We start from the raw sequence: 3,075 nt of genomic DNA, 5'->3' as shown, positions 1-3,075 counted from the left end.
AATGGTGAAAGGACTAGATGTAACAGGCGTAATGTACTACCAGATCAATGCTGGAGAGTATAGTGCAACTAAGAAAATGATAGTTATTGAGTAGTTTAGATATATAAAATTCAGAAGCCCGGTTCATTAATTTGAATCGGGCTTTTTATTTATATAAAATTAATATTGGACATATAGGAAAAATCGATCAAGTATATCTATATGATAGTTAATAACATTAGGTGGTTTTTATGTGTTTTTACCTCATTATCAAGCAATTAAATATTTTTTTTATTGTTTTTATTTCTAGAAAATTCAGCTATTTTCGTGGAGTAAATTGTTAAACCAACCTTAATCTTATGAACGCAAGTATACCTATACGTTTTAAATCTTTGATTTTATACGTTTTCTTTTCATTTCTAACTATAGGAAGTGTTTCGAGTCAATTATCAATCCCACCAGGGGCAACTTCTACTACTATAGATTTTGAAAATTCAGTTACCAATGTTAACAATGGAATTTTTATGTCTAACCAAGTCCCAAATGCTATGCCTACTGCAGGAGGAATAAGTTCTAATGCATGGGCGATTTCGGGCTTTAATGACAATGTTAACGATTTAATGAGAGGTCAAGATGCAGACGGTGGCGTTTCAACTGGTGGAATATATGCATTCGATGTAGCTGGAGATATCTTCCTAGGTGTTCAGCCAGGTTCAAATGATTATACGCCGGGAACGATTGATTTAAGTGTTATCAATAATACTGGACAAGGAATATCGGAAATAGAAATCTCCTTCGAGAGATGGGTAAATAATGATCAAGCAAGGGGGAATTCCTTTAACTTAGGTGTTTCAGTAGATGGATCAAATTTCGTATATGTTGACAATTACACTTCAATAGCAACTTCAGATGGTCTTGGTTTTACATCGACCGCAGTTTCTGTTCCCGCATATACGCTGCCTTCGGTTGTTGCTGATGGCGCTTTAATATATCTTAGATGGTTTGGTAATGATGACCTAGGATCAGGATCTAGGGATGAATTTGGTATAGATGATATCGTCGTGGTTGCTTCTGGTATTGTCGCTGGACCTTGTACTGGAGATGCGGGACCACCACAAACTATTAATGAAGATGAAGTTGCGAATTTAGTTGCTACATCTCAAGAAATGGGAACTTGGTCAGGAGGAGTTGGAATGTTCGGTGATGTAAATGCTGAAATGACAACATATACACCAGATCCATCAGAAACAAATTCTACAGTCACATTAACTTGGACATCTTCTCCAGGAGAATCTGGCTGTACGGAAGCGGAATATACAACTACGGTAACCGTTCTAGAAGTTGCTGACGCTAGTTTTACATATGAACCTGCGATGTTATGTCCTACGAATGGAGTAGCAATGCCAATTGTTACAGGTACAAGTGGTGTTTATAGTTATACAGTTAATTCAGGTGGACCTAATTTAGATTTAGACCCAGAAACTGGAACAATAACTGCTGGAAGTAGCGATGAGGGGGAATATACAGTAACTAATTCAGTTACAGGCTGTGGTAATCTTATAATAACTGCAGTAATGGATGGAAATCTTCCTAATCAAGTTCCTAAAGCAGTAGAATTATTTGCGTTAACTGATATTGCAGATCTTTCTTCTTATGGTCTGGGAAGATTTAATAATGGCTCAATTACAGTTACGAATTTGCTTGCAGAACTACCTACCATTTCACTTTCAGCAGGAGACTATTTTTATATAAGTTCTTTTGGTAATGGTGGAGCTCAAGCTTTTGAGAATTTCTTTGGATTTGCTCCAGATTTATCAAATGACGTTTTATCTGTAAATGGTGATGACGCTATTGCCTTATATTGCAATGGTCTAATAACAGATGTTTTTGGTGAAATAGGAACAGATGGAACGGGTGAAGCATGGGAATATTTAAATGGCTGGGCTTATAGAATAGATGACCAAGTTGGTAACAATGGAACATTCGATGATGCTAATTGGACTTATGGATTGGGCGGTTTATTTGGCGCAACAGATAATGCCTCTGCAATATCACCTATGCCGATTGGCACTTATGCAATCGCTTCGCCTCCAGCAAATACAGATGTAACATCTACATTCGATGTAAGTATCGAATTTGATGCTAATCCTGGAACTGGGCTTGCTTGTCTTGGTAATGTTGGAACGACTATCGATCCTACTACTTGCGTTGCTAATTTGAACTACCTAATGTTTTTAAATGGAGTAGATCCTGATGGATGCTTTAATTATTCTATTGAAGTTGAAGGTATAGTCGGAAATCTTATCAGTGAACCAGGTACTTATAAAGTATCAGTTATTAGTGGCTATGATGGAAATAAATGTTGGGGAACTTTGACAGTAGAAGATAAAGCTGCTCCGATTTTAACTTGTCCACTTGATGCAACACTAGCTTGCTCAATAGATCCAACTCCTGAAAATGTAATATTTTTTGGAACGGTTGGAATAGAAGAAGATATTAGTGTAGGTAGAAGTTCATTTGTTGCTGATGATAACGAAGAGAGCCACCTTAAAGCATTAGCGTGGGGACTGGAAGTAATAGAATGCTCTGATTTTACGCTTGATTTTTATGATACACACAAGGATGGCGGCTGTGATGGTGATACCATTTACAGAACATTTACAGCAATAGATGAATATGGAAGGTCATCTTCTTGCACTCAAATAATTTATTTAGAGCCAGAAGATATAAATGATATAACATTGCCAAACGATTATACTTGCTTAGAAGTTAGTGAAGCAGATTGTCCAGATAGAGTAGAAGCCTATGGAACTGTAGATATTTCTTTCCCACTTTCATGTGATGGAGCAGGTACAGAATGGAATGTGTTAGAAAACGGAAATCCTTCTCCTGATGATTTGTTTGATGTAGCTGGAAATTTAAAGGCTCGAGGTACAGGTAGAATTGGTGGATTAAATTGCGGTACTATTCAAGCAGGCTATAATGATATCAGAATAGCAACATGTCTAGATGAATTTAATCAGCCATGTGATATGAACTCTCCAAGTTTTAAAGTAGTAAGACAATGGAAGATATTAGACTGGTGTACAGGGGCAG

1 pseudogene is annotated in these 3,075 nt (G+C 36.9%); it reads left to right on the top strand.

From position 1 onward, the window contains the following. Positions 1-338: 338 nt before the first annotated feature. Positions 339-3,075, top strand: a pseudogene (locus L2586_RS24310) (hypothetical protein); the annotation flags it as partial.

The organism is Portibacter lacus (assembly GCF_021533215.1).
Classification (GTDB): domain Bacteria; phylum Bacteroidota; class Bacteroidia; order Chitinophagales; family Saprospiraceae; genus Portibacter; species Portibacter lacus.
The sequence above is the reverse complement of the archived record's forward strand: the minus strand, read 5'-3'. Positions and strand labels throughout refer to the sequence as shown.